General features: G+C 44.2%; 22 protein-coding genes. 15 read left to right on the forward strand and 7 right to left on the reverse strand.

Annotated elements, in window-relative coordinates; genetic code table 11:
* Window positions 1-8 precede the first annotated feature (8 nt).
* Complete coding sequence (locus ABD744_RS20255; protein WP_344800417.1) at window positions 9-644, forward strand: nucleoside 2-deoxyribosyltransferase; 636 nt, start codon at window positions 9-11, stop codon at window positions 642-644.
* 114 nt (window positions 645-758) lie between these two features.
* Here ABD744_RS20255 and plsB read toward each other — a convergent pair whose 3' ends face one another.
* On the reverse strand, window positions 759-3,260 hold the full coding sequence (gene plsB, locus ABD744_RS20260; RefSeq protein WP_344800418.1) for a glycerol-3-phosphate 1-O-acyltransferase PlsB: 2,502 nt from the start codon (window positions 3,258-3,260) through the stop codon (window positions 759-761).
* Between the two features lie 423 nt (window positions 3,261-3,683).
* On the opposite strand from plsB, the gene ABD744_RS20265 reads away from it, so the two are divergent.
* The 3 genes from ABD744_RS20265 to ABD744_RS20275 are packed head-to-tail and all read left to right on the forward strand — an operon-like array spanning window position 3,684 to window position 7,304.
* Entirely contained in the window at window positions 3,684-4,601 is a 918-nt protein-coding gene (locus ABD744_RS20265) for an ABC transporter ATP-binding protein (RefSeq protein WP_344800419.1), read from the forward strand.
* Window positions 4,598-5,332: an ABC transporter permease gene (locus tag ABD744_RS20270; RefSeq protein WP_344800420.1), complete on the forward strand. Its 735-nt coding sequence runs from the start codon at window positions 4,598-4,600 to the stop codon at window positions 5,330-5,332. The genes ABD744_RS20265 and ABD744_RS20270 overlap by 4 nt, the downstream gene beginning before the upstream one ends.
* 13 nt (window positions 5,333-5,345) lie before the next feature.
* Window positions 5,346-7,304, forward strand: a complete 1,959-nt coding sequence (locus tag ABD744_RS20275; RefSeq protein WP_344800421.1) for a GldG family protein — start codon at window positions 5,346-5,348, stop codon at window positions 7,302-7,304.
* Between the two features lie 37 nt (window positions 7,305-7,341).
* On the opposite strand, the gene ABD744_RS20280 is transcribed toward ABD744_RS20275, so the two are convergent.
* Window positions 7,342-7,542, reverse strand: a complete 201-nt coding sequence (locus tag ABD744_RS20280) for a SlyX family protein (RefSeq protein ID WP_344800422.1) — start codon at window positions 7,540-7,542, stop codon at window positions 7,342-7,344.
* 294 nt (window positions 7,543-7,836) lie between these two features.
* Here ABD744_RS20280 and ABD744_RS20285 point away from each other — a divergent pair, with 294 nt between their 5' ends.
* Window positions 7,837-8,298 carry a cold-shock protein gene (locus tag ABD744_RS20285; RefSeq protein WP_344800423.1) on the forward strand — a complete coding sequence of 154 codons (462 nt, stop codon included), beginning with the start codon at window positions 7,837-7,839 and terminating at the stop codon, window positions 8,296-8,298.
* Between the two features lie 172 nt (window positions 8,299-8,470).
* Here ABD744_RS20285 and ABD744_RS20290 read toward each other — a convergent pair whose 3' ends face one another.
* On the reverse strand, window positions 8,471-9,037 hold the full coding sequence (locus tag ABD744_RS20290; RefSeq protein ID WP_344800424.1) for a hypothetical protein: 567 nt from the start codon (window positions 9,035-9,037) through the stop codon (window positions 8,471-8,473).
* A 311-nt stretch (window positions 9,038-9,348) separates the two neighbouring features.
* On the opposite strand from ABD744_RS20290, the gene ABD744_RS20295 reads away from it, so the two are divergent.
* Complete coding sequence (locus tag ABD744_RS20295; protein ID WP_344800425.1) at window positions 9,349-9,711, forward strand: DUF4112 domain-containing protein; 363 nt, start codon at window positions 9,349-9,351, stop codon at window positions 9,709-9,711.
* Window positions 9,712-9,772: 61 nt separating this feature from the next.
* Here ABD744_RS20295 and ABD744_RS20300 read toward each other — a convergent pair whose 3' ends face one another.
* The 3 genes from ABD744_RS20300 to ABD744_RS20310 all read right to left on the reverse strand — a co-directional run bounded on the left by ABD744_RS20300 (window position 9,773) and on the right by ABD744_RS20310 (window position 12,375).
* On the reverse strand, window positions 9,773-9,979 hold the full coding sequence (locus ABD744_RS20300) for a hypothetical protein (RefSeq protein WP_344800426.1): 207 nt from the start codon (window positions 9,977-9,979) through the stop codon (window positions 9,773-9,775).
* Window positions 9,980-10,090: 111 nt separating this feature from the next.
* The gene (locus ABD744_RS20305; RefSeq protein ID WP_344800427.1) at window positions 10,091-11,713 is read right to left on the reverse strand and encodes an ATP-binding protein; all 1,623 of its coding nucleotides are present in this window, start codon (window positions 11,711-11,713) and stop codon (window positions 10,091-10,093) included.
* Window positions 11,713-12,375 carry a YfiR family protein gene (locus ABD744_RS20310; protein WP_344800428.1) on the reverse strand — a complete coding sequence of 221 codons (663 nt, stop codon included), beginning with the start codon at window positions 12,373-12,375 and terminating at the stop codon, window positions 11,713-11,715. The genes ABD744_RS20305 and ABD744_RS20310 overlap by 1 nt, the downstream gene beginning before the upstream one ends.
* Window positions 12,376-12,754: 379 nt before the next feature.
* Between ABD744_RS20310 and lepA the strand changes: the two genes are divergently transcribed.
* Genes lepA through acpS form a run of 8 tightly spaced genes read left to right on the forward strand, consistent with a single transcriptional unit; the run spans window position 12,755 to window position 19,370 of the window.
* Complete coding sequence (gene lepA, locus ABD744_RS20315; protein WP_344800429.1) at window positions 12,755-14,554, forward strand: translation elongation factor 4; 1,800 nt, start codon at window positions 12,755-12,757, stop codon at window positions 14,552-14,554.
* Window positions 14,555-14,561: 7 nt separating this feature from the next.
* A complete protein-coding gene (gene lepB, locus ABD744_RS20320) occupies window positions 14,562-15,386 on the forward strand; it encodes a signal peptidase I (RefSeq protein ID WP_344800664.1) in 825 nt (274 codons plus the stop codon).
* A 48-nt stretch (window positions 15,387-15,434) separates the two neighbouring features.
* Window positions 15,435-15,806 (forward strand): DUF4845 domain-containing protein, encoded by a 372-nt coding sequence (locus ABD744_RS20325; protein ID WP_344800430.1) that lies wholly within the window; start codon window positions 15,435-15,437, stop codon window positions 15,804-15,806.
* 10 nt (window positions 15,807-15,816) lie between these two features.
* Window positions 15,817-16,515 carry a ribonuclease III gene (rnc, locus tag ABD744_RS20330; protein WP_344800431.1) on the forward strand — a complete coding sequence of 233 codons (699 nt, stop codon included), beginning with the start codon at window positions 15,817-15,819 and terminating at the stop codon, window positions 16,513-16,515.
* Window positions 16,516-16,532: 17 nt separating this feature from the next.
* The gene (era, locus tag ABD744_RS20335; protein WP_344800432.1) at window positions 16,533-17,447 is read left to right on the forward strand and encodes a GTPase Era; all 915 of its coding nucleotides are present in this window, start codon (window positions 16,533-16,535) and stop codon (window positions 17,445-17,447) included.
* A gap of 19 nt (window positions 17,448-17,466) precedes the next feature.
* Entirely contained in the window at window positions 17,467-18,213 is a 747-nt protein-coding gene (gene recO, locus ABD744_RS20340) for a DNA repair protein RecO (RefSeq protein ID WP_344800433.1), read from the forward strand.
* 48 nt (window positions 18,214-18,261) lie between these two features.
* Window positions 18,262-18,999 carry a pyridoxine 5'-phosphate synthase gene (gene pdxJ, locus ABD744_RS20345; RefSeq protein WP_344800434.1) on the forward strand — a complete coding sequence of 246 codons (738 nt, stop codon included), beginning with the start codon at window positions 18,262-18,264 and terminating at the stop codon, window positions 18,997-18,999.
* The gene (gene acpS, locus ABD744_RS20350; RefSeq protein ID WP_344800435.1) at window positions 18,996-19,370 is read left to right on the forward strand and encodes a holo-ACP synthase; all 375 of its coding nucleotides are present in this window, start codon (window positions 18,996-18,998) and stop codon (window positions 19,368-19,370) included. Before pdxJ ends, acpS begins: the two co-directional genes overlap by 4 nt.
* Before the next feature lie 87 nt (window positions 19,371-19,457).
* On the opposite strand, the gene ABD744_RS20355 is transcribed toward acpS, so the two are convergent.
* Window positions 19,458-22,307 carry a response regulator gene (locus ABD744_RS20355; RefSeq protein ID WP_344800436.1) on the reverse strand — a complete coding sequence of 950 codons (2,850 nt, stop codon included), beginning with the start codon at window positions 22,305-22,307 and terminating at the stop codon, window positions 19,458-19,460.
* Between the two features lie 177 nt (window positions 22,308-22,484).
* Between ABD744_RS20355 and cysM the strand changes: the two genes are divergently transcribed.
* A complete protein-coding gene (cysM, locus tag ABD744_RS20360; RefSeq protein WP_344800437.1) occupies window positions 22,485-23,381 on the forward strand; it encodes a cysteine synthase CysM in 897 nt (298 codons plus the stop codon).
* Window positions 23,382-23,445: the final 64 nt, after the last annotated feature.

Below are 23,445 nucleotides of genomic sequence, written 5' to 3' on the forward strand. Positions count from 1 at the left end.
CAGCAAGCATGAGTTCTGAGTCGTACAGTTATTATTTGGCCGGAGAGCTGTTCAGTTACAAAAGTCTGATTGGCAATGAAATGCTGGCCAATGCTATAGAACGCCGCTCTGAAGGCCGTTTCAAGGCGGTCTTACCTCAATCTTTGGAATTGCCCACGCATCGTTCCAAGGATATTCGAAATGCGGACTATGCGGCGCTGATTGGTTGTGACTTGTTACTGGCCCAGTTTGATGGGCCAGAGCTTGATTCAGGTACAGTTGCTGAGTTTATGGTGGCAAAACAGTTGGATATTCCGACGGTGTTATTTCGAAGCGATTTTCGGCAAAGCGGCGATCAGGATGCTGAGGGGGACGCCTGGAATCTGATGTTGTCCCACTTTCCCCGAACAGAAGGGATCGCAGTGAATGCCATGGATTTGTATAAAACGTGTGGCTCTGTTGAGGCCTATTTAAACGGGTTGGCGGATCAGTTGATTCAGCGGCTGAACGTATTGATTGATACTACGCCACTGATTAAGCAAAGCTCGAACGAGGCTCTAAAGTATTATTTACAGACGCTGGTGCGTTTGGGAATGAGCAATCACATTGCACCGGATGAGCTGAAGTCTTTGGTGGTTTCTAAATCCATTCGAGGGCTGCTATAGCGCTCGAAACCTGAAGCACTCTGCAAACAAGTACTCCAAATAAAAAGCCCCGTATTTTTACAAATACGGGGCTTTTTGGGTTGTATTCCTGTTGGTTTTCTATTTCCTCAGAATTTATGCGTCTTCGACTTTTTCTGCCTCTTTTGTTTCTTGCTCTTCTTCCGGGCTATGTCGAGTCACCTGAAGGATACTGTGTCGGACCTGTGAGTTGAGGATCAGACGCGCGTCATCTGCAATGGTATCGATCTGTTCATCGAAATGCAGGGTTTCGTCTTCGGCCTGAGTGATCACACCTCGTTCCAGAAGAATGTTGATCAAGCCTCTGAACAAGGCTTTATCAAAGAACTCTGGCGCATTTAAACCGTGCAGAATGGATAGGCGTTCAGCCATCGCCGTTGCTTGTTTTTCCAATTCTTTGGCATCAAGCACCCCTTTGCCCCGAATGCGCAGTAATTCGATGGCAATGTAGTAACGCTCCATGGTTGCTGTGATCGGTTGTGCTGTTAATTGCAAGGTTACAAACTCGGAACTGCCTGCTTCCGGGCTGAGTAAACAGTTGCCATCCAGCTTGATTAACCCTTGATCAACCAGGTGGTCAATCCATAAATTTACATTGGCTTCTACCTGATCTTCATTCCAATGAATGAAAAGTTCATTCCTTAAATATGGGTAAATCCAGCGGCATAAGCGCACCACATAGCCCCGCTCAATGGATGGGTTGTTCGAGCAAAGCGTTGCAATCAGGGATGGAATGGCCAACAAGTGTAAGATGCTGTTGCGATAATAGGTCAACAGTACCGCCTGGGTTTCATCGGTCAGGATGATGTCGCCCAGTGAGTGTTCTTTACGGCTGATGGCTTTCATGTCTTCTGCGTATTTGACCCAGTCGGCTCCGTTGCCTTCCGGCAGCGTTACCAACTCACTGTATGGGGTATCAACCATGAGTCGCTTCAGACGGTTTAACTGATCAACTAAAACATGTTCACTCAGCGCTTGCTTTGGCGTGGACAACAGCACCGCTGCAATCAAGTTGATTGGGTTCACTGAGGCACTGCTGTTGATGTGGGTGACAACACGGTTGGCCAGTTGATCGACAAATTCGTTCAGCCACTCAGGACGAAAATCTTCGCCTAAGTCCTCGTCGCGCCAGCCAGGTCTGAAAGCGTCCAGTTCGGTTTTCAGGTCAATGGCATTACCAAAATTAACTCGAACTTTACCAAATGAATTCTTCAGGTGTTTCAGTGCTTTGAATAGCACACCTACCGACTCTTTCTCTTTATTAGCGCCGCGCAGCTCACCCAGATAGGTATTGCCTTCTAGAATCTTTTCATAACCCACATGCACCGGCATGAACTTGATCGGTTTTTTAGAATCACGAAGGAAGCTGCGAACCGTCATCGCTAATACACCGGCTTTCGGGCTTAACGTTCGGCCGGTTCGGCTTCGGCCACCTTCGACAAAGTATTCAACAGAGAAGCCTCGGGTGAACATGTTGTGCATGTATTCGTTAAACAAGCTTGAATACAGCGGGTTGCCTTTAAAAGAGCGGCGCATGAAGAAAGCCCCGCCTCGTCGCAGAATACTGCCGACAATCGGTAGGTTTAGATTGATACCTGCCGCGATGTGGGGTGTTTGGTATCCGTTTTGATAAAGAAGAAAAGACAGCAGCAGGTAGTCAATGTGACTACGGTGGCATGGTACGTAAATGACGGTATTACCACGAGCGACTTTTTCCAGATTGTCCAGATGATTGATTTCAATACCATCGTAAATCTTATTCCAAACCCAGGATAGAATAACTTCCAGGAAGCGAATGGTTGAATAAGACATGTTGGAAGCCAGCTCATCGGCGTATTTCAACGCTCGTTTTTCGGCTTTTTCAATCGTAATATTGTGCTCTTCTGCTTCTCGCTTGATCGCCTGGCGCATGACGTTACTGTGCAGAAGCGAGCGCATCAACGTACGGCGGTGAGATAAATCGGGGCCAACGATGGCCTCTCGGGAGCGGCGCTGGTGAACACGCAGAATACGTTGGATTTTTCGTGCGGTTTTTTCAGCGCTTTCGTTCTCTTTCATGATAGAGCGTAACGAAATTGGCTTGCTGAATTGCACTAAGGTGTCACGACCGTGAATCAGAACGGTCAGGAACTGCTGGAATTTACCGGCAGAAGACCAGTTGTCCGAGAATAAAGAGCGGAACAGAGACTTTTCTTTGTCGGGATTACGACCCCAAATCACGGTGACCGGTATGACTTGAAGATCGAGATCTTCATTCTCGTTTAACGTTTCGATGCTTTTAATCAGGCGCTCCGAGGGCGCCGGTACCAGCCGCTTGTTAAAAATGCTGCCTTTTCGCTGATTGAGCGTGATGTAACTTCGTTTTTCGCCAAACTGGGGCATCGGCGAACGAATTGAAGGCAGGCCTCGGGTGGTACACTCCTGATCAATGACCAATTGTGCTGAAAGTGACGGAACCCTGACTGCGTACAGTACGGGTTGCTCCGGATCGAGCCCTAATTCCTGTGGGCTGCCACCTTGAACGGTGGTTTTCATCCATTTTGCCAGAATGGTTCGGAAGAAACGGAAAATAAGTTCGGCAAAGTTGAAATTCTTCATGAGTCGGCTTTTACCCTTGTCCACGATGCGGCAAGTGTACCCTGAATAATTGGGAATCCCAATCCTGAAAGGTACCTTTAATGTCATTCTTTTGTATCTAATTAAAGAGGATTTCTTTAATAATCGGGGTTGAATAGAAAAAACCAAGACCTTGCGACTGGAATTCCTGGTTTTACCGAAGGAAGTTTTCTTGATTTATAGCTAACTAAAGGTAAGTCTTGAGTTGCCTACAACTAACTTATTAAGTAAGAAAAGAATAAACCTACCTAATCAAACAGATAATAGCTTGAAAAAATTGGCTTTAGGCCCAATGATATTGCCCGAAATTATTTTGGTATTTGCAGGTGTTCGGGTACGGAACTCTGCAGGATTATAAAACTCATAGTGTTTCTTGATAGTTTTAAGCTAGTCACGGAGAGGTCAATGATTACAGTCAAGCAGTTGACGAAAGCATTTGGCACTTTTACTGCGGTGAATAACTTGTCTTTTGAAGTTAAGCCGGGTGAAGTGTTAGGTTTTCTAGGGCCTAATGGCGCAGGGAAATCCACCACAATGAAAATGATTACAGGTTTTCTGGCGCCCAGTGCCGGTACAGTGAATATTGATGGTCATGACATTGTTAAAGATACGATTGCTGCCCAACGTCTGATTGGTTATTTGCCTGAAGGTGCTCCGAGCTACGGAGAGATGACCGTAGAATCCTTCTTGCAGTTTATTGCTGAAGTGAGAGGGTTTAAAGGCGAAGAGGCAAAACGTCGTATTGAGACGTCGATTCAAAAAGTGGAGTTGGAGTCGGTTCGGTTACAGCCGATTGAAACTTTGTCCAAAGGTTTTAAGCGCCGAGTGGGTTTGGCGCAAGCCGTTTTGCATGATCCCAAAATTCTGATTTTGGATGAGCCGACCGATGGTTTGGACCCAAACCAAAAACAACATGTACGCGAACTGATCCAAAACCTGTCTAAAGATAAGATTGTTATTATTTCCACGCATATTCTGGAAGAGGTCACGGCAGTCTGTACCAGAGCGATGATCATTGCTCAAGGCACCAAAGTGGCGGACGGAACACCAGCCGAATTGCAAGCCATGTCCCGTTATCATAACGCCGTTTCACTTAGGTTCAACGACGCTGTAGATACTGAGCTACTGTCCGCTATTGAGGGCGTTGCTGAGGTATTGAATGAAGGGGATTGGCTGACATTAATTCCGGATAATGCGACGGGTCTTTTGTCGCGTGTTAACCAGGCTCTTGAAGCGTCCAATTTGCACGCTGAAGAGATCTTTGTAGAGCGCGGTCGGTTAGACGATGTATTTCGAACAATGACAAGGGAGGGCACTCAATGAGCATGTTAGGTGTGGTCATTAAGCGAGAACTCGCCAGTTATTTAGCGACGCCATTGGCGTTCATTTTTACCGTGATTTTTCTGGTGCTGAATGGTGTGTTTGCGTTTTATCTTGGGAATTTTTACGAAAGAGGTCAGGCTGATCTGGTCTCTTTTTTCAGTTTTCATCCTTGGTTGTATTTATTTTTAGTGCCTGCATTGGCGATGCGTCTTTGGTCAGAAGAGCGTAAAACCGGCACGATTGAATTGATTATGACGTTGCCGATTCCAACCCGGGATCTGATCGTCGGTAAGTTTTTAGCGTCTTGGTTATTCATCGGAGTGGCATTGCTATTAACCTTCCCGATTTGGGTAACGGTGAATTATTTGGGCGATCCGGATAATGGTGTGATCGTAGCAAGTTATTTAGGCAGCTGGTTCATGGCTGGCGGCTTTTTGGCGATTGGCTGCTGTTTATCTGCAACAACCAACAATCAGGTGATTGCGTTTATTTTGAGCGTAGTGGTTTGCTTCTTGTTTATTGTCAGTGGTTTTCCGATGGTGCTGGATGTTTTTCAATCCTGGGCACCGGCTTGGTTGATAGATGCGATTTCATCTTTGAGCTTCTTAACTCATTTTAATGCCATTTCCCGTGGGGTGTTAGATGTAAGGGACGTGTTGTATTTTGCTTTGGTGATATCGACCTGGTTAGTAGCAACCGCAATTGTTCTTGATATGAAAAAAGCCGAGTAAAGGGGTGATGAAAATGGGTAGTAAATTTTATTCTCGCACCGGTTTATTCGCTTTGTGCGGTGCGTTTCTGGTGTTAGTGATGTTGATTCAGTGGTTGTTTTCGAGCGCCCGGGTGGATTTGACCGACAATAACCTGTACACCATTTCGGAAGGTACGAAAAATATCGTGTCGGATCTTGAAGAACCTGTGGTTCTGAAGTTTTATTTCTCATGGAAAGAAACCGAAGGGCTGCCAGCTATTCGGGATTACGCCAAACGAGTACAGGAGTTACTCGAAGAGTACGTGGTTTATTCCGATGGTAAATTATCGCTGGAGATCATTGATCCGGTGGCCTTTTCTGAGCAGGAAGACGAAGCAACGGAGTACGGTTTGCAGGGCGTTCCTCTCGATGCCGGTGGTGCAAATTTATACTTTGGCTTGGTCGCTGAAATTGCTTCCGAAGACGCCGAAGACAAGTCGGCATTAGAAAACATCAGTACATCGAATTCGCAAGTGATTCCTTTCATTCAGCTGGATCAGGAATCGTATTTGGAATACGACTTGAGTAAGCTGATCTATACCGCCGCTCACCCTAAATTACCTGTGGTGGGGATACTTTCGACGCTGGACGTTAACGGTGGCATGGACTTCATGACACGACAGCAGAAAGAACCTTGGATGGTGATTGAACAAATTAAGCAGTTGTTTGATGTGCGAGAGCTGGAAGACAGTGTGACTGAAATTCCTTCGGATGTAGATGTGTTAATGCTGATTCATCCTAAGGATTTAAACGACGATACCTTGTTAGCCATAGACCAGTACGTGCTTTCCGGTGGAAAGGCGATGGTGTTTGTTGATCCTAAGGCAGAACAAGAGCAGCAGATGTCGCCCCTTGACGGTAATGAAGGGTCTGATTTGAGATTGTTGTTGGAAGCCTGGGGTGTTGAGCCTTCCAGTGGCCAGTTTGTGGCGGACGCCCAATACGCCATGGCGGTCAATTTGTCTCAATCTCAGCGACCTGTTCGACATTTAGCGTTATTAAATTTGTTAAATGATGAAGATAATGCGGTGATTTCTTCGGACGATATCACGACGGCTGACCTGGAAAGCATTACGTTTTCTTCTGCGATGTCGTTTACCAAACTGGAAGATGGCACCAGCCGCTTTACCCCGCTTTTGAGCTCTTCTGAGCAGTCTGGGTTAATGGATGCTAACTTGCTGGCTAATTTGGCCGACCCAACGTCGTTGTACAGTGAGTTTGAAGCAAAGTCCCTGCCTCTGGTGTTAGCGGCACGGGTGACTGGTAATGCGGTAACCGCCTTTCCGGACGGGGTGGATGTTGTCATAGCAGCAGAAGAGCAAGACGCCGCTGAAGAAGAGAGTACCGAAGCAGAGAGTGCTGAACCAAAAACGCAGACGATCATGCCTGCTATTACATCCAGTGATAAGATCAATGTGATTCTGGTGGGTGATACAGATATTTTGTCCGATCGTTTGTGGGTTCAGGTGCAAAATTTCTTTGGTCAGCGGATACCAACGCCATGGGCTGATAACGCAGGTTTTGTGATTAATTCGCTTGATAACTTAGCAGGCAGTGCTGATCTGATTGATATCCGCAGTCGTGGTCGCTATACACGCTCGTTTAAAGTGGTTGATGATCTAAAACGTGAGGCTGAAGAAAAATTCAGAGCCGAGGAAGAGGTATTAGAGCAGCAATTGGTGGAGACCGAGCAGCAGTTAAATGAGTTGCAGCCGGGGCCGGGTGGTGAAGAAATTTCGCTCACAGCAGAGCAAGAGCAGGCCTTGGCGTCGTTTATTCAGAAAAAACTGGATATCAGAAAGCGTTTGAGGGAAGTTCGCTTGAATCTAGATCAGGATATTGAAGCATTAGGCACTAAGCTGAAGTTGATCAATATATTGTTGATCCCTTCTGTGTTGACGATAATAGTGATTTTTGTGGCAATGTCTCGGCGTAAAAAACGAGCAAGGTAATTGAAAAACCCGGTCAGCAATGCTTACCGGGTTTTTTTTAATAGTGGGGTGGCGGTGCTTCTTTTTCCGGTGACGTCGATGTGTTTTCTACCGAGGTAATTTTATCTTTCAAGATTCTCACGTAGCTGTTCAGTTTATCAATTTCTTTTTGCTGGTCGATGATGACTTGGTTTAACGTTTCAAGGGTGTCCTCTTGAAAGGCCAGTCTAATTTCCAAGTCTTCGATTTTGCTGCCCATAAATAACCTGCTATAAATTTACTGTGCAATATTTTGTTTTGTATGGAAATTTTTTACAATCATATAATGCTATGGTTCAGATGTTAGTATACTGTAGTTGTAATAATCTAAGGAATTACGTTTGCAATTTAGCCGACGTATACAGTCATTATCCGGGGAAAATACCTGATTAGCTGTATTTATTGGGTGATTGCCTGTGAATAACTGGGCGAGGAACGTTTGATCCTGTGTATAATGGCGCTCGGAAATCTGTATTAGTTTGTTGTTTATAGTTTATAAGAGATGGTATGTAGTATGAGTAATAGTGATTCTTCGAAAAATATAATAAAAACGCTTGTTACTTCAATTGTTGCTCCTTTAGTGGGTGGTGGTGCTTTGTCTGTAGCAGGCCTGCTTCCTGAGACTATCACCGTGGAAACAATGTTAATTGGTTACGTTGTTCTTGCGGTTGCAACTTTGGTTGTTCAATTGATTGTTAGCTCAGTAACCGATAAGGCTGAAGGTGGTGATGCCGCAAGCAGTCGTTACGTTACAGAGCAGGAAGACGTAAGAGAAACAGGAACGGTTAAGTGGTTTAATGTTTCAAAAGGATTTGGTTTTATCACCAGGGATCAAGGTGAAGATATTTTCGTTCATTTTCGTTCAATTCGTGGTCGTGGACATCGTTTCTTAAAAGAAGGGCAAAAAGTGAAGTTTGATGTCATTAAAGGTGACAAGGGACTTCAGGCAGATGACGTTGCTATTCTGAAGCAATAATATCTGCATTTGTTTGTCTGAAAAGCCTCCTAAGGGAGGTTTTTTATTGCCTGCTATTTGGGATAAAGCAAAGAGCTAAAATGATAGGGCAAAAAAAAGCTGCCCTAAGTTGGGCAGCAAACAAGGGAAATTACCGACTAGAAGGGAAGGTAATTCAGTGAAGTCAGATCTGTTAACGACCCAACTTGCTGTTCACTTGCTCTTTTAAAGAGCTGGCTTGTGCTGTTAAAAGCTCAAGCTGAGAATTTACTTTTTCACGGTAAGGTGCGACAGCCGTTTCTACCTGGCTACGGTAACCGTTTACTTGCTCAAGCACTTTTTGTGTGTAGCCGTTTGCTTGTTCAATGTATGGGCTTACTGTGCTTTCAACCTGGCCTTTGCAAGCGGCAAGTTTTGGCTTTGTGTTTTCAACGGCTTGTTCAACCGCTTTAACTGCTTTTAGTTCTGCCAAAGCACTTAGCATGTGAGCGTTCCAGGAAACACGGTTACGAACGTCATACGTTGCGATATCAATGTTGTTGACCAGTTGGCGAACGGAGCTTGTATTCTGCTTAATCTCGAAAAGTGCATCCTTAATTTTTACTGGCTCGTTATCTACAACGTTTGCACCCATGTCTTTCAGGATTTTTCGTACTTCAAGACCTGCTTTGTCGAACTGCGAGTTCATGACAGATTGGATTTTAGCTTGTGCTGATTTCGCTTGCTCTAATTGATTGTTCAACGTCTTTTGTACACTCATGCTGATATTCTCGTAAAATGTTTGCTTACGATCCCATATGACGTAAGCAGGTGATCTCATGTTGCGGTTACTCTCAACTCTCATCGTGATTTAATGCACGTCTCTGTAAAGTAAATGCTGCCTTGCTGTACGATGTAATAGAGCTGTAAAACTTTTATGGGTTTGATTATGCGTTCAAATATAAATGTAAAAATTAGAATGTTCCTACTAGGGCGCCTCTGAGAGGGTATTTTGGTTGAAGGTAAGTCGTTTTTTTACGTACTGTCAAACGGCTTTCTGGCTTTTTTATGGTAAATGGAGGTGAGTAGGTAATGGATAAGCCCTTAGAAACAGAGCACAAAAAGGCATTGGTTAAACGTTTGGAGACTTTTGCAGACCTGATGGAAACACGATGGCGAATACCGGGAACAAACATTCCGGTTGGGCTGGATTTCCTTTTGGGACTGTTTCCTGTGGCCGGGGATGTATTTACGGGGTTGTTGAGTTGCTGGTTGGTTTGGAAGGCAAGAGCGCTGCACTTGCCTAAGAGAATTTATGTGAGAATGATCATTAACATTATGGTTGATGTGGTCGTGGGGTCTGTGCCCGTGCTGGGGGATATATTCGATCTGGCCTACCGAGCGAATACGAGAAATGTACGTCTATTGGTTAAATATCTGAAACAAGGCGCTTAGCCGGTTGTTACTCATTCTCAGTTAGTGTTTATTGGAGCGTTTGAGCTAAGACGTCTTGTCATTATTCTGCCGGTCTTTTAAGAACGTATTGTCTGTATACTTTTTTGGCTGCCCAGCGGGTTGTTGTTGATATCAGTAATACCGCACCAATCAGCCATAACAGATCATCTTGGGAAGGTGGTGGCAGAAAGTAATTGATAGATAAAGCCAATGATAAAAGTACTACCGTTGAAATGGCTGTCGCAAATAAGTTTTCTTTATGATCCATTAGCTTTGGTACCGATTATTGGGTTCAGGTATTCATTGGTTTGCCAGTTTAATGGATCTGAACGGAAAGGGAAATATGGGTGTTGAGTGGTTATTGCCGGATGTTGCAGGGTTATAAGTATTCGGCTTTTACATGATCCCATGGAATGGATATTACAAAATGAGCGCCCTGGTGGGAGTCGTTTGCGAGAGTGATGGTTCCGTGAAGGGCCTGAGTGACCAGATTGTAGATGATGTGTGTGCCTAGGCCGCTGCCACCTGTGTCGCGGTTGGTTGTAAAGAAGGGGTCAAAGATTTTCGAAGCTACGCTTTCGGGAATCCCTTTTCCGTCGTCTCTGTAGTCAATGATCAGCTGATTGTCTTCGAGCTTGGCTAAAATGCAGATGGCGCCGGACGCTTCTTTCTTAAAGCCATGAATGACGGAGTTCATGATTAAGTTGGTCAGTATTTGGGAAAATACCCCAGGAAAGCTGTTCAGGAAGAGTGAATCTTCAATCTCGAGGTCGAGTCGAAGCTGTTTCTTTCTGAGTTCAGGTCTGAGTGATGTGATGATGTCGTTTACGTAACTCTTTAGATTGAATAACCGCATTTCTTCACTGGATTGATCTACTGCAACCATTTTAAAGCTTTTTACCAGTTGTGCTGCTCGATCCAGGTTTGTGTATACCAAATCATGACACTCTTTTAAGTTGTCTAATGCACTTTCAAATTTGCCTTTACTTAGCTTTCCTTGTTTAAAGGGTTCTTCGATGTCTTCGATGATGTGTTCGAGGTGAGAAATGGCGGTAATACCAATTCCTATGGGGGTGTTAATCTCGTGAGCAACCCCGGCCACCAAACTGCCTAAAGAAGCCATTTTTTCTTGCTCCACCATTTGTTTTTGAGTGTTTTGCAGTTGGGATAGGCTGCTGGATAATTTTTGGTTGGTGGTGTTTAACTCTTCGGTCCGCAGTTCAACTTTCTTCTCAAGGCTTTGGTTGAGCCTTAGAATTTCTTGTTCTTGTTCTTTTCGCTCGATGTCGTAATGCTCTAATTCTTCAAGCATTCGGTTGAATGATTCGCTGAGTGCACCGAGTTCGTCATCGCTCGCTATATCTGCTCGAACACTGTAGTCCTTTTGTGATGCTACTTTAGAGGTGGTTTCCGTAAGCAATTCGATGGGTTTGGTCAGAGCTCTTTGTGCAATTCTGGAGATGTATAGCGAGATCCCTAATGCTGCAATCACCGATATGATGGTGAGAAAAATGCTGTTGAAAACCTGATTCTGCAATTGCAGTAAATCTATGGTGAGCACTGTGTAACCAATGACAGACCCATCGAGAAGAATGGGCTCAAATATATGTGTTTGTTTGTCACTTAGTTGGATGTCATTAGCATCCAGTAATGTATTGAATTGTTGGATGCTGATGGGTTTACCGAACGTAGCAAAGATACTGAGGTCTTGCGTGAACTCGTCTCGTTTTAAAATGGTTGCAGCCAAAATACTTGGAGACACTTTCAAGGATGACAGTAAGTCGCTGACGGCTTCTGTTTGCTCAAAGCTGATCCCTGCCGCTGAAATTTGACCTATAAACTTAGCCTGTAATCTGGATTGCTGGATCAGACTTTGTTTTTGTTGGTTAATGGTATTGATTTGTTGGGGAGTGACACTCACCACAACGGCCAGAACGCTGACAGCGACGATGGAATACAGAACTTTGCTTTGGAACGTCAGCTTATTAAACCACTTGCTCATTACCGTTTCCTCGCAAGTGACAGAAGTGCAGCATTGATTTCTAATAAAGAATGCGTGAGGTGAGTCTGATCAAGCGAGAAGACCAACTTTCCATTTTCGATTTTTAAAAACAATAAGCTGTTCTCTGTATTTTTGTTTTTCGGTGAACTGATGATCAAAGTAGAAGACAGATCTATAGCTTCATCGAACGGAATTTGGGTGTCTTGATTGAGGTAAATCATGTGGCAACTGCTTTTGTCAGTAGTTAGCATGCCATTTGGGAAGTGAAAAATTTTTAATGTTCGTCCGTTCGATTGTTTCCCGGATATGCCCCGAGAAAGAAGGGTGTTTAATTCCTGTAAATCATTGCCTATCAGACAGATGTTTAAGTCTGAAGTTGTAACAAACCGTGAATCGGGCCATTTAATGAACTTGGTGAATTTATAAAGGTAAGCTGCTTCGATTTTTAGCAGTTTTTTTTGATCGACCGTTTGTGCAATTCCGACATTTGAGAAGCAGTTTAATAAGAGGAACAGGAGTAAGGTGAAGAGGCGTTTATGCTTCTGAGCAGGCGGTTTGTTTTTAATGGTAAGTGGACAAGGGGCTGTTTTTAGGCAATAGGAAGCAAGTGGTTGATAAACCATCAATGAATGTGGGTGTACGAATAAAAGACCTTTCTTCATGTCATTGAGAGTCTATATGCTTAGCTCCAGTCGATGTTTTTGTTTGTATGAAGTACAAACACTTAAGGTGATTATTTTTTTTATGAAAGCTCACCAAGTATAGAACTCTTCACTATTATTGCTAGTAAAAGCGTTGAATTTAAATGAAAAATTCTCGGCTCCTAGGCTGACAAGTTGGGCGCTTTAGGCTGTTTTATTAAGGTTACCTTCTCATTAAAACCTTTCCGGTTTGTCTGTTTAAACTGTCTGATGATGACCGATGTGGATTCAAAAAGTGGGGTTAATTTTAGGAATTTGATGATTTCTGGTGTGTGTGTGATCAATATGGTTTAAAATGCCCGGCTCTTTTAGTTTGATGTCGACGTACGGCGAGGGTTTTGTGAGTTCCTTGGATCATATTCGTAATTTTTCGATTATTGCCCATATCGATCATGGTAAGTCTACCATTGCAGATCGTTTTATTCAGATGTGTGGTGGCCTTAGTGAGCGGGAAATGGCTGCTCAAGTCTTGGATTCCATGGATCTTGAACGTGAGCGCGGAATTACTATTAAAGCCCAAAGTGTTACTTTGGATTATAAAAGTAAAGACGGAAATACATATCAGTTAAATTTCATTGATACTCCCGGACACGTCGATTTTTCTTATGAGGTATCCCGGTCTTTGGCGGCCTGTGAAGGCGCGCTGTTAGTGGTGGACGCTGCTCAAGGTGTGGAGGCCCAATCCGTAGCGAATTGTTATACCGCAATTGAGCAAGGGTTAGAGGTTGTCCCGATTTTAAATAAAATGGACTTGCCTCAAGCCGAACCTGAAAAAGTTCAGGCAGAAATTGAAGACATTATCGGTATTGATGCGACTGATGCCACCCCTTGCAGTGCTAAAAGCGGCATGGGTATGGAAGACGTGCTGGAAGCACTGGTTCAGAAAATTCCTCCACCTGAGGGTGAGGTAGACGGTGATTTACAGGCGTTGATTATTGATTCCTGGTTTGATAATTATCTTGGCGTTATTTCATTAGTCCGGGTGAAAAACGGAACATTGAAGAAAGGCGATAAGATTACTATTAAATCCACGGGGCAGTCGCACCTCGTTGATCGTATTGGTATTTTTACCCCAAAACGGACTGAAACGGGCATTCTTAAAGCTGGGGAAGTGGGCTTTATTTGTGCCAGTATTAAAGACATTCATGGTGCCCCCGTTGGTGACACCATTACATTGGCTAAAACGCCAGATGTGCCTATGTTGCCGGGTTTCCAGAAAGTAAAACCTCAGGTGTACGCAGGCCTTTTCCCTGTCAGCTCCGATGATTACGAAGATTTTCGTGAAGCATTGGCCAAACTGACGTTGAATGATGCTTCTTTGTTTTATGAACCAGAGTCTTCCGATGCGTTAGGTTTTGGTTTCCGCTGTGGTTTCTTAGGCATGCTGCACATGGAAATCATTCAGGAACGTTTGGAGCGTGAATATAATCTGGACTTGATTACTACGGCTCCTACCGTGGTGTATGAAGTAGTAACCACTAAAGGCGAGACCGTACAGGTTGATAACCCCTCTCGTTTGCCGCCGGTGGGGTCAATTGCTGAAATGAGAGAGCCGATTGTTCGGGCGAACATTCTTGTTCCTCAGGACTACCTTGGTAATGTTATTACTTTATGCGTGTCTAAGCGCGGCGTTCAAAAAGACATGCAGTTTGTTGGCGGTCAGGTTTCACTGAATTATGAAATTCCAATGAGTGAAGTGGTGATGGACTTCTTCGATCGTCTTAAATCGGTGAGTCGAGGTTTTGCATCATTAGATTTTAGCTTTGAGCGTTTTGAGCAATCGGACATGGTTCGCCTGGATATCATGATCAACGGTGACCGGGTTGATGCTTTAGCGGTCATTGTTCACAGAGATATTAGCCAGAGCAAAGGCCGAGCACTTGTTGAGAAAATGAAAGAATTGATCCCTCGTCAAATGTATGATGTGGCAATTCAGGCGAGTATCGGAAACCAGGTAATTGCTCGCTCAAATGTAAAAGCCTTGCGAAAGAATGTGACCGCTAAGTGTTATGGTGGTGACGTGAGCCGTAAGAAGAAGCTGCTTCAGAAGCAAAAAGAAGGTAAAAAGCGAATGAAGCAAGTGGGCAGTGTTGAAGTTCCGCAGGAAGCGTTCCTGGCGGTATTAAGGGTAGATGACTGATATGGATATCGATTTTCCGCTGGTTTTAGTGGTTTTAACGTTCGCTTGTGGCCTGGGTTGGTTATTGGATGTGTTGGTATTCCAGAAACCCAGAAAACAAAAAATCTCCGAGATGCGAACGAAGTTGGGTATTAAAGCAACGGACACGCCATCCTCTGAACAGCAAGAAGTTCTGGATAAGTTGGCTCGGGAGCCATACCTAATTGAGCTGGGGAAGTCCTTTTTTCCTGTGTTTTTTGTTGTTTTGGTTGTGCGTTCGTTTGTTGCAGAGCCTTTTCAAATCCCCTCGGGTTCGATGTTACCGACGTTAAAAGTTAATGACTTCATTTTGGTGAATAAATTTGAATATGGCTTAAGACTCCCAGTGGCTGGTACTAAGGTGGTGCCGTACAAAGATCCTGCCCGTGGTGATGTTATGGTGTTCAAATTCCCAAACAATCCTAAAATCAACTTTATTAAACGAGTGGTTGGCTTACCGGGTGACCGAATTACTTATAAAGATAAGCAGCTCTTTATCAATGATAAACTGGTCGAAGAAACGCTCATTCAGCCACCAAGCTTACAAAACAGAATGGGGAGCTATACTGAACAGTTAGGAGAGGTTTCTCATCAGATTTATAAAGCGAGCTCCATGGCGCGGGTGAATAAAACCTGGACGGTACCGGAAGGGCATTATTTTGTGATGGGCGACAACAGAGACAACAGTAACGATAGCCGTTTCTGGGGATTTGTTCCTGACGAATTGGTGGTGGGTAAGGCGTTCGCAGTGTGGATGCACTGGGAAGGCATTTTCAACTTACCTTCATTCTCTGAAAGTCGATGGATTGAGTGATCTGATTCCGGCTTTTGGATAATTTATTGAACACTTATGGAGTAGAAAATGCAGGCTAGAAAACAAGCTGGTTGGACCATGTGGTCATTAATGTTTACTTTATTTGTTGTTGGGTTTGCTGCATGGATGGGATTGAAAATTGTTCCCGAGTATTTGGATAACAATACAATTAGATCAGTATTAAAGCCCTTAGGTCAGGATCGCTCTTTATCTGAAGCTTCTTATGACGAAATTTCAACGTTGATAGTTAAGCGCCTAGATATCAATAGTATTTATTCGATCAAGCCTAAAGACATTACCTATGTTGAAAATGAAAACCATCTTCAGGTAAGAATTGATTATGAGAAACGTATTCCAATGGTTTCCAACATCGATGTGGTTTTAACTTTTAAAAATCATGTAAACATTCAGAGCAACTAACTGCATTTCAATGACAAGTAAGTATAAAAGTTTAGATAAAAAGCTGGGTTACAGTTTTAAAGACATTGAGTTATTAGAGTTGGCGCTGAGCCACAGAAGTGTCGGAAACACTAATAACGAGCGCCTTGAGTTTCTGGGCGACTCCATCCTCAATTTTGTGATAGGTGAAGATCTTTATCGTCGTTTTCCAGATATTCAGGAAGGGCATCTAAGTCGTTTAAGGGCCCGAATGGTGAAGGGTGCTACTTTAGCTGAGTTAGGGCTGGAGTTTGGCTTGAGCGACTTCATGAAAATGGGCGCAGGTGAACTGAAAAGCGGCGGTTATCGTCGTGAGTCCATTCTGGCCGATGCCGTGGAAGCTATTATTGGGGCCATTCATCTTGAGAATAATGGCGACATGTCCGTTTGTAAGCGAGTCATTTTGGCTTGGTATCAGTCACGGCTCGATAAATTATCCATTAAAGATACCCTTAAAGATCCTAAAACCCGCTTACAGGAGTTTTTGCAGTCTCGTAAATTGGCGTTACCTGAATATGAAGTGGTCAAGGTGAAAGGCCTGTCACATAAGCAGACATTTCATGTCGAATGCAGAGTGGAAGGTACGGAAGAGGTCGCCACAGGAACGGGAACAAGCCGTCGGATCGCAGAGCAAGTAGCAGCCGCTGAAGCGCTTATTTTATTAGGCGTTGATACCCGTGAGAACGTTTAAAGCTTGGAGAGTAGTTAATGAGCTTAGATAGTAATGAAAATTCACGTTGCGGTTATGTAGCGATTGTCGGTCGACCTAACGTTGGGAAGTCAACGTTGTTGAATAAAATCTTAGGGCAAAAGATCAGCATTACTTGCCGTAAGCCTCAAACAACCCGTCATCAGATCATGGGTGTGAAAACGGAAGAGGGTGTCCAGACCGTCTATGTCGACACCCCTGGATTGCACTTAAACAAAGACAAAGCCCTGAATCGTTTTATGAATAAGGCGGCTGCATCAGCACTGGACGGTGTGGATGTGGTTGTTTTTATTATTGATAGAACCGCTTGGACTGAAGAAGAAGACTACGTTCTTGAAAAGGTAAAACGCTCAGGCATTCCTACCATTTTAGCGGTGAATAAAGTGGATTGGCTGGAAGACAAAGAGTCTTTGCTGCCGTTTCTTCAGGAGATCAGTGCGAAACATGATTTTGTTGAGATGATTCCTTTGTCTGCTAAAACGGGCAGACAAGTCGATGTACTTCAGCAAAAAGTCGAAGCCTTGCTCCCTGAGAGCCCCTATATTTACCCTGAGGATCAACTGACTGACCGAAGTTCGCGATTCTTATCGGCTGAAATTGTTCGTGAAAAAGTCATGCGTTTGATGGGCGAAGAAGTGCCCTATCAGATGACGGTTATGATTGAACGCTTTAAAGTGATTAAAGGTCGTATCCATATTGATGCAACCATTTATGTTGAAAAGCAAGGTCAAAAGTTGATTCTGATTGGTAATAAAGGTGAAAGCATTAAGCAAATAGGCATCGACGCCCGTAGGGATATGGAGCTTTTGTTTGATAATCAGGTCGTGCTTAAGCTGTGGGTGAAAGTTAAAAGTGGTTGGTCTGATGATGAACGAGCGCTTCAAAGTCTTGGCTATTTAGATCAAATGGAATAACTTCAGAAGATTTCAATCCGTGTCTGAACACGTTGAGTTTCAGCCTTCATTTTTATTACATCAGCGTTGTGTGGGTGAGAAAGACGCACTTTGTACGTTTTTCACCCGCGAATATGGCCGCCTGAATGTTTGGGTAAAAGGTAAGTACAGTGAGCAAGGTCAAATCCCCTTGTTCAAGCCCTTGCTGATTTCCTGGCGAGCCTCTGAAACATCTCTGCAATTAACGCATATTGAAATTAATCGTCAGCATCCTCTGATTTGCCATTCTTCCATCGTTTCTGATTTTCTATACAGTGCATTTTACGTCAATGAACTGAACTATAAGTTGTTGCCCGAATTTGCTGCCTCTGAAGAACTGTACAGCCATTATGTTTGGCTGCTAGAGTCTATGGCGCAAAAGCTCTATATTGAACCCATACTTCGAGCGTATGAACTTCAGCTGTTGGTTGAAACTGGCAATATTTCGGATATTTTCTCCGATGTTTTGACTGGTGCGCCTTTGAATTCAGGCCACTTTTATCGCTGTATTAATCACTCCGAGTTGGGTTTTGGACTGACTCAAGTTGATCAGCGATTTACTGAAAAAAATCGAACACAATGTTTTTTGGGCGAACATTTACTTAAATTTGAAGCCAATTGTTTGGATACCGAAGTATCTTTATCGGATATCAAACGCTTAATGCGGATATTAATACACTCGACATTGAAAGGCGAAACACTGAAAAGCCGGACATTATTTACTAGCTTTAAGAAAAAAGGGTGTTAGCTTAAGCGAATGAAATTACTTTTAGTCAATTAAAGGAAGAACACAGGCATGAGTCAGCCAGTATTACTTGGAATTAATATTGATCATATCGCAACGCTAAGACAGGCAAGGGGGACTCGGTACCCAGACCCTGTGTATGCTGCTTCAATTGCGGAGCAAGCGGGAGCAGACGGTATTACGGTTCACTTAAGAGAAGACCGCAGACATATTATTGATCGGGATATAGAGATTTTAAGTCAAACACTGACGACTCGAATGAATCTGGAAATGGCTGTGACCGAAGAAATGGTTTCGATCGCAGAAAGAATAAAACCCGCCCATTGCTGTTTAGTGCCTGAAAAACGAGAGGAACTGACCACCGAAGGGGGGTTGGATGTGGTTGGCAATGAAGCGCATATCTCGGCTGCGGTTGCGCGGTTGGCTAAGGCTGGTGTGGAAGTTTCTTTATTTGTTGATCCGGAACCTGAACAGTTGGATGCGGCTGTTCGAACGGGCTCACCTGTGGTGGAATTACACACTGGTGCTTATGCTGATGCAGAAACTGCAGAAGAACAAGCATTGGAGCTGGAGCGTATCAAAAATGCGGTGTCCTATGGTTTATCGAAAGGGCTGGTCATTAATGCGGGTCACGGACTGCATTATCATAATGTTCAGCCTATTGCCGCAATTCCGGGAATCAATGAATTGAATATTGGGCACGCTATCATAGCGCGCGCGGTGTTCAGCGGTCTGGCTGAAGCTGTATCTGAAATGAAGTCGATCATCAGAGATTCCGCCGTTTCATGATTGTCGGCATTGGTACGGATATTTGTGATATCTCCCGTATAGAGCGAGCCTATGATCGCCAAAAGAAGTTTGCCGAACGTATTTTGACTGAAAATGAGCTGGCCGTGTTCAGTGATAAAGCGGAGCCTCATCGTTATTTGGCAAGCCGTTTTGCGGCAAAAGAAGCCGCATTGAAGGCGTTGGGGACAGGGCTGGCGAACGGGATTACCTGGCAAGATATTGAAATTTCGAATCTTGATTCCGGGCAACCTGTGCTGACGTTAGCAGGGCGTGCTTTAGAGATAGCGACCCAAAAGGGGGTGACTTCGCTGCATATTACCCTTTCGGACGAACGGGACTATGCTGTGGGGTTTGTGATTCTGGAACGTTAGCTATTTAGCTCATTTACAAGGCCTGTTGCTGAGTTGAACTGGAAACACATAAGTTCAACTCAGCCCGCACGAGGCAAGACGGCTGGCTTAATCCAGCCAGTCGTTGTTTTCAGTCCACAATTTTACACTTTCCACTTCTTCAATGAGTTTTCGGTAAAAGACTTCCAGTTGGGCTTTACCGTTATTCTCTTTAATCGCGGTTTCAAAGGCATGACAAATGCTCCTGAGTTTGGGAACGCCTGTATAGCGGGTACCGCCGTGTACTTTATGAACGGTATTTAAAAGGTCGTTATTTTGATCGTTCTCGAACGCTTCTGTGATTGGCGGTATGTCCCTGGGGAAACTTTCAATCAGCATGCCCAGCATATCTCTGGCTAAATCTTCTTTGCCTGCTGCTAACTTTATACATTCCTGAATATCAACACTGACCAAGGTTTCGTCCAGTTCAGGCGGAGTAAATGGTTTTTCAACCAGGGCTCTTTCTTCCTGAGCACCCGGTGAAGTGTTTGAGGTTGTGTTATTACTCTCAATATTGGCCCATTTATTGATGGTTGCAATGAGTTGATCTTCAGATACGGGCTTGGTCATGTAATCATTTAAGCCCGCTTTAATCAGCGTTTCTTTTTCCCCGGAAAGGGCGTGGGCGGTGAGTGCAATGATAGGAATTTGCAGGTATTTTCGTTCATCGAGGCTACGAATGGTTTTTGTTGCTTCGACGCCATCCATAACCGGCATTTGAATGTCCATAAAAACAAGATCTGGCGTGTTGATTTGAACTTGCTCAACCGCTTCCGCGCCATTTTTTGCTTCGTAAACGGTGTGCCCCATGTCGGTCAAAAGTGTCTTAATCAGTTTTAAATTGGCTTCGTTATCATCAACCGCAAGAATGGATACTTTGCCGGGGTGGGATAGTTCATTATAGGTTGGCTCCGATTTCTGAGGTAGTAACGGCGTATTTTTCTCAAAAATCCCATTGATCAGTGCAGCATGGAGCTTGGTAGAAATAATCGGCTTGGTCAAACAGGTGACGTTGAGCAACTGGAAGCGCTGTACCGCCTGTTGTTCTGTGGTGTTGATTAAAACTATGGTTTTCAGGTTTAGGTGCTCTTGGATTCTTCGGATAGAGTCCATGATTTGTTTGTTTTCCAACTGGTCTTTGCCGATGCCTAATACAACGACATCAAACGGAGCCTGGTTGTTGTTGGCCTGAAACGCCAGTTCTTCAAGAATTTCCAGGTCGTCCACTTCATCAACTTCCATTTCCCATTGTTGCATGGCATGAGAAAGCGCTAATCGAGCGGTTGGATGGGTATCAAAAATCAGCGCTTTTTTCTTCATCAGGCGATTCATTTCGTAAATGGTCGATGCGTCATCTTCTGTTTGAACTTTTATGGTGAACCAGAAGGTGGAACCTTGGTTTAAGGTACTTTCAATGCCAATGTCACCACTCATTTGTTCGACCAGTTTTTTCGAAATTACCAGTCCAAGTCCGGTGCCACCATATTGACGAGTGGTTGATGTATCTGCTTGTGTGAAGGCTCTGAAGAGTTCTTGTTGTTGGTCATCGGTCATTCCAATGCCAGTGTCTGTGACACTGATTTTTAAGGTGACGGTGTTTTGTTTCTGCTCTTCCAGCATGGTGCGAACAATGACACTGCCTTTGTTGGTAAACTTGATGGCGTTGTTAACCAGGTTGGTAATGATTTGTTTGATTCTTAATGGATCTCCGATCAAGTCGGAGGGAACATCGCTGTAAACCAGTGAAACAAGTTCAAGACTTTTATCCTGGCCTGCAGGTGCCATCATGGTCAGGATTTCTTCGATCAAATCCCGAAGGTTCATGGGTGTTTTGTCCAATACCAGCTTGCCTGCTTCAATCTTGGAGAAGTCGAGCACATCATTAATGATGGCCAGTAAGCCTTCTGAAGATTTTTTAATGGTACTGGTGTAATCCAGTTGTCGTGCTGTCAGTTGCGTTTTCAGAATGAGGTTAGTAAAGCCGATGATTCCATTGAGTGGTGTTCGGATCTCATGGCTCATATTGGCTAAGAATTCAGATTTAATCTGGCTGGCTTTCAGCGCTTCTCTTCGAGTCAGGTTTAACTCGACGTTTTGAATTTCAATTTGTTCCAGCGTTTGACGATAATCTTCCGTGGCTTGGTCAATGCTTTGCTGCATTTCGTCATACGCTGTTTTAAGTGAGGACGCCATTGAATTAACACCACTTTCAAGAATCCGAAGTTCGCCACCCGACTCAGAGTTGACTCGTACATCCAGATTACCTTGTTTAATGCTTTCGACGGCGTGAGTCAGTTTGATTAAAGGGGTCGTGATTTCCCGACTAAAGCGAATAGTAATGACCGCGCAAACCAATACGCCAGAGAATAAGAGCAGGCAGGAAGTCAGTAAGGCCTGATACTTTTTCAGTTCAGTATTGGTTAGAGAGAGCTCAAGTTCGGCCCAACCAATTTTTTCAGAGAAGAGTTCTTCTCCTAAAGTCGGGTTCAAGGTGGCCTCAACTTTTTGAAGGTTAGGAAGATTCTGAGCGAAAATCGGTGTGATTAACCGAATGGTATCTCCATAACGGTAGATGGTTACCTCGTGCGGAAGCTCACTGTCCCGTTCAACATTATGCATGTTCGGCCCGGAGTGAACGAGTTGCTGTTGGTACTTGTTGTAAATTTTGGCGGCTCTGACGTCCAGTTCGTTCAGGGTGCTGTTGGCGACTTTCTGAAGTACTTGGGTGTTGTTGGTGATTAAACCGTATTCACAGGCCGGTGCGAGTTGACGAATGGTGGCTAGCCCTCGCTGCTCAACAAGAGTATCCAGGTCATTCAATCGGACTTTGATGAAATAGCCGCCTAACACGCAGGAAATCGTGATCAAAGGCAGTAAAGTTATAAGCAATATACGGGATTGAATGCCCCAGTTTTTCATGGAATATCTCTTTTTTGAAACGGATTATGCTTAAGATGAATAAAAATAGTGCGTTATATTCTTATTAGTTGACACTTAAACGTCGTATGATGTGCCATCGAATTAATATAGAGTTACTTTAACGCACTCTTCCCAGTTAATGAATTGATTGTTAAGCAATAGTTGGATCACCATATCATGAATCACGATTACCCTACGATTGAGCAGTGTGTCGGTAATACACCTCTTATCCGTTTACAACGATTGAACCCAAATCCTAGTAATGTGGTGCTTGTAAAGCTTGAAGGGAATAATCCGGCGGGGTCGGTCAAAGACAGGCCTGCGTTAAGCATGATTAATCACGCAGAGCAACGGGGAGACATACAGCCCGGTGATACATTGATTGAAGCCACCAGTGGCAATACCGGTATCGCTTTGGCCATGGCTGCAGCGATCAAGGGTTATCGAATGGTGCTTATCATGCCGGATAACATGAGTGAAGAGCGGAAGCTTGCGATGTCTGCGTACGGTGCGGAACTGATTACCGTCACCAAAGAGGCGGGGATGGAAGCCGCCCGGGATTTGGCTTTGAAAATGCAGGAAGAAGGCAAAGGCCGGGTATTGGATCAGTTTGGTAACTTTGATAATCCTTTGTCTCATTATGAATCCACTGGTCCCGAACTCTGGCAGCAGACTTCGGGCCAGATTACCCATTTTGTAAGCTCAATGGGAACCACCGGAACCATCATGGGCACTTCCCGGTATTTGAAAGAGCAAAACCCGGACATTCAAATCATAGGCTTGCAGCCTGTAGAGGGGGCTGCCATTCCCGGAATTCGCCGATGGCCTCAGGAATATATGCCATCCATTTTTGAAGACTTCCGGGTGGATCAAAAAGTCGATATGGGGCAGGAAAAAGCAGAACAAACGATGAAAGACCTGGCCACCCGAGAAGGCATCTTTTGTGGCGTTTCATCCGGTGGTGCTGTTGCTGCAGCGTTGGACCTTTCTGAAAGAGTCAATAATGCTACGATTGTTGCTATTATTTGTGATCGTGGCGATCGTTATCTTTCTACCGGTGTTTTCAGCCAGTAAAATCGATTTTCCTTTGTTTAGAGTAGAACCCATGGGTTTTACTCTGCCTTTATTTTTAGCCGTA

The organism is Litoribacillus peritrichatus (genome assembly GCF_039537985.1).
In the GTDB taxonomy this organism is placed as follows: Bacteria; Pseudomonadota; Gammaproteobacteria; order Pseudomonadales; family Litoribrevibacteraceae; genus Litoribacillus; species Litoribacillus peritrichatus.

What these genes read in the sequence shown, in the direction of transcription:
- ABD744_RS20255 (WP_344800417.1), top strand. Translation starts at nt 9, where the DNA reads ATGAGTTCTGAGTCGTACAGTTATTATTTGGCCGGAGAGCTGTTCAGT.
- plsB (WP_344800418.1), bottom strand. Translation starts at nt 3,260, where the DNA reads ATGAAGAATTTCAACTTTGCCGAACTTATTTTCCGTTTCTTCCGAACC.
- ABD744_RS20265 (WP_344800419.1), top strand. Translation starts at nt 3,684, where the DNA reads ATGATTACAGTCAAGCAGTTGACGAAAGCATTTGGCACTTTTACTGCG.
- ABD744_RS20270 (WP_344800420.1), top strand. Translation starts at nt 4,598, where the DNA reads ATGAGCATGTTAGGTGTGGTCATTAAGCGAGAACTCGCCAGTTATTTA.
- ABD744_RS20275 (WP_344800421.1), top strand. Translation starts at nt 5,346, where the DNA reads ATGGGTAGTAAATTTTATTCTCGCACCGGTTTATTCGCTTTGTGCGGT.
- ABD744_RS20280 (WP_344800422.1), bottom strand. Translation starts at nt 7,542, where the DNA reads ATGGGCAGCAAAATCGAAGACTTGGAAATTAGACTGGCCTTTCAAGAG.
- ABD744_RS20285 (WP_344800423.1), top strand. Translation starts at nt 7,837, where the DNA reads ATGAGTAATAGTGATTCTTCGAAAAATATAATAAAAACGCTTGTTACT.
- ABD744_RS20290 (WP_344800424.1), bottom strand. Translation starts at nt 9,037, where the DNA reads ATGAGTGTACAAAAGACGTTGAACAATCAATTAGAGCAAGCGAAATCA.
- ABD744_RS20295 (WP_344800425.1), top strand. Translation starts at nt 9,349, where the DNA reads ATGGATAAGCCCTTAGAAACAGAGCACAAAAAGGCATTGGTTAAACGT.
- ABD744_RS20300 (WP_344800426.1), bottom strand. Translation starts at nt 9,979, where the DNA reads ATGGATCATAAAGAAAACTTATTTGCGACAGCCATTTCAACGGTAGTA.
- ABD744_RS20305 (WP_344800427.1), bottom strand. Translation starts at nt 11,713, where the DNA reads ATGAGCAAGTGGTTTAATAAGCTGACGTTCCAAAGCAAAGTTCTGTAT.
- ABD744_RS20310 (WP_344800428.1), bottom strand. Translation starts at nt 12,375, where the DNA reads ATGAAGAAAGGTCTTTTATTCGTACACCCACATTCATTGATGGTTTAT.
- ABD744_RS20325 (WP_344800430.1), top strand. Translation starts at nt 15,435, where the DNA reads ATGCAGGCTAGAAAACAAGCTGGTTGGACCATGTGGTCATTAATGTTT.
- rnc (WP_344800431.1), top strand. Translation starts at nt 15,817, where the DNA reads ATGACAAGTAAGTATAAAAGTTTAGATAAAAAGCTGGGTTACAGTTTT.
- era (WP_344800432.1), top strand. Translation starts at nt 16,533, where the DNA reads ATGAGCTTAGATAGTAATGAAAATTCACGTTGCGGTTATGTAGCGATT.
- pdxJ (WP_344800434.1), top strand. Translation starts at nt 18,262, where the DNA reads ATGAGTCAGCCAGTATTACTTGGAATTAATATTGATCATATCGCAACG.
- acpS (WP_344800435.1), top strand. Translation starts at nt 18,996, where the DNA reads ATGATTGTCGGCATTGGTACGGATATTTGTGATATCTCCCGTATAGAG.
- ABD744_RS20355 (WP_344800436.1), bottom strand. Translation starts at nt 22,307, where the DNA reads ATGAAAAACTGGGGCATTCAATCCCGTATATTGCTTATAACTTTACTG.
- cysM (WP_344800437.1), top strand. Translation starts at nt 22,485, where the DNA reads ATGAATCACGATTACCCTACGATTGAGCAGTGTGTCGGTAATACACCT.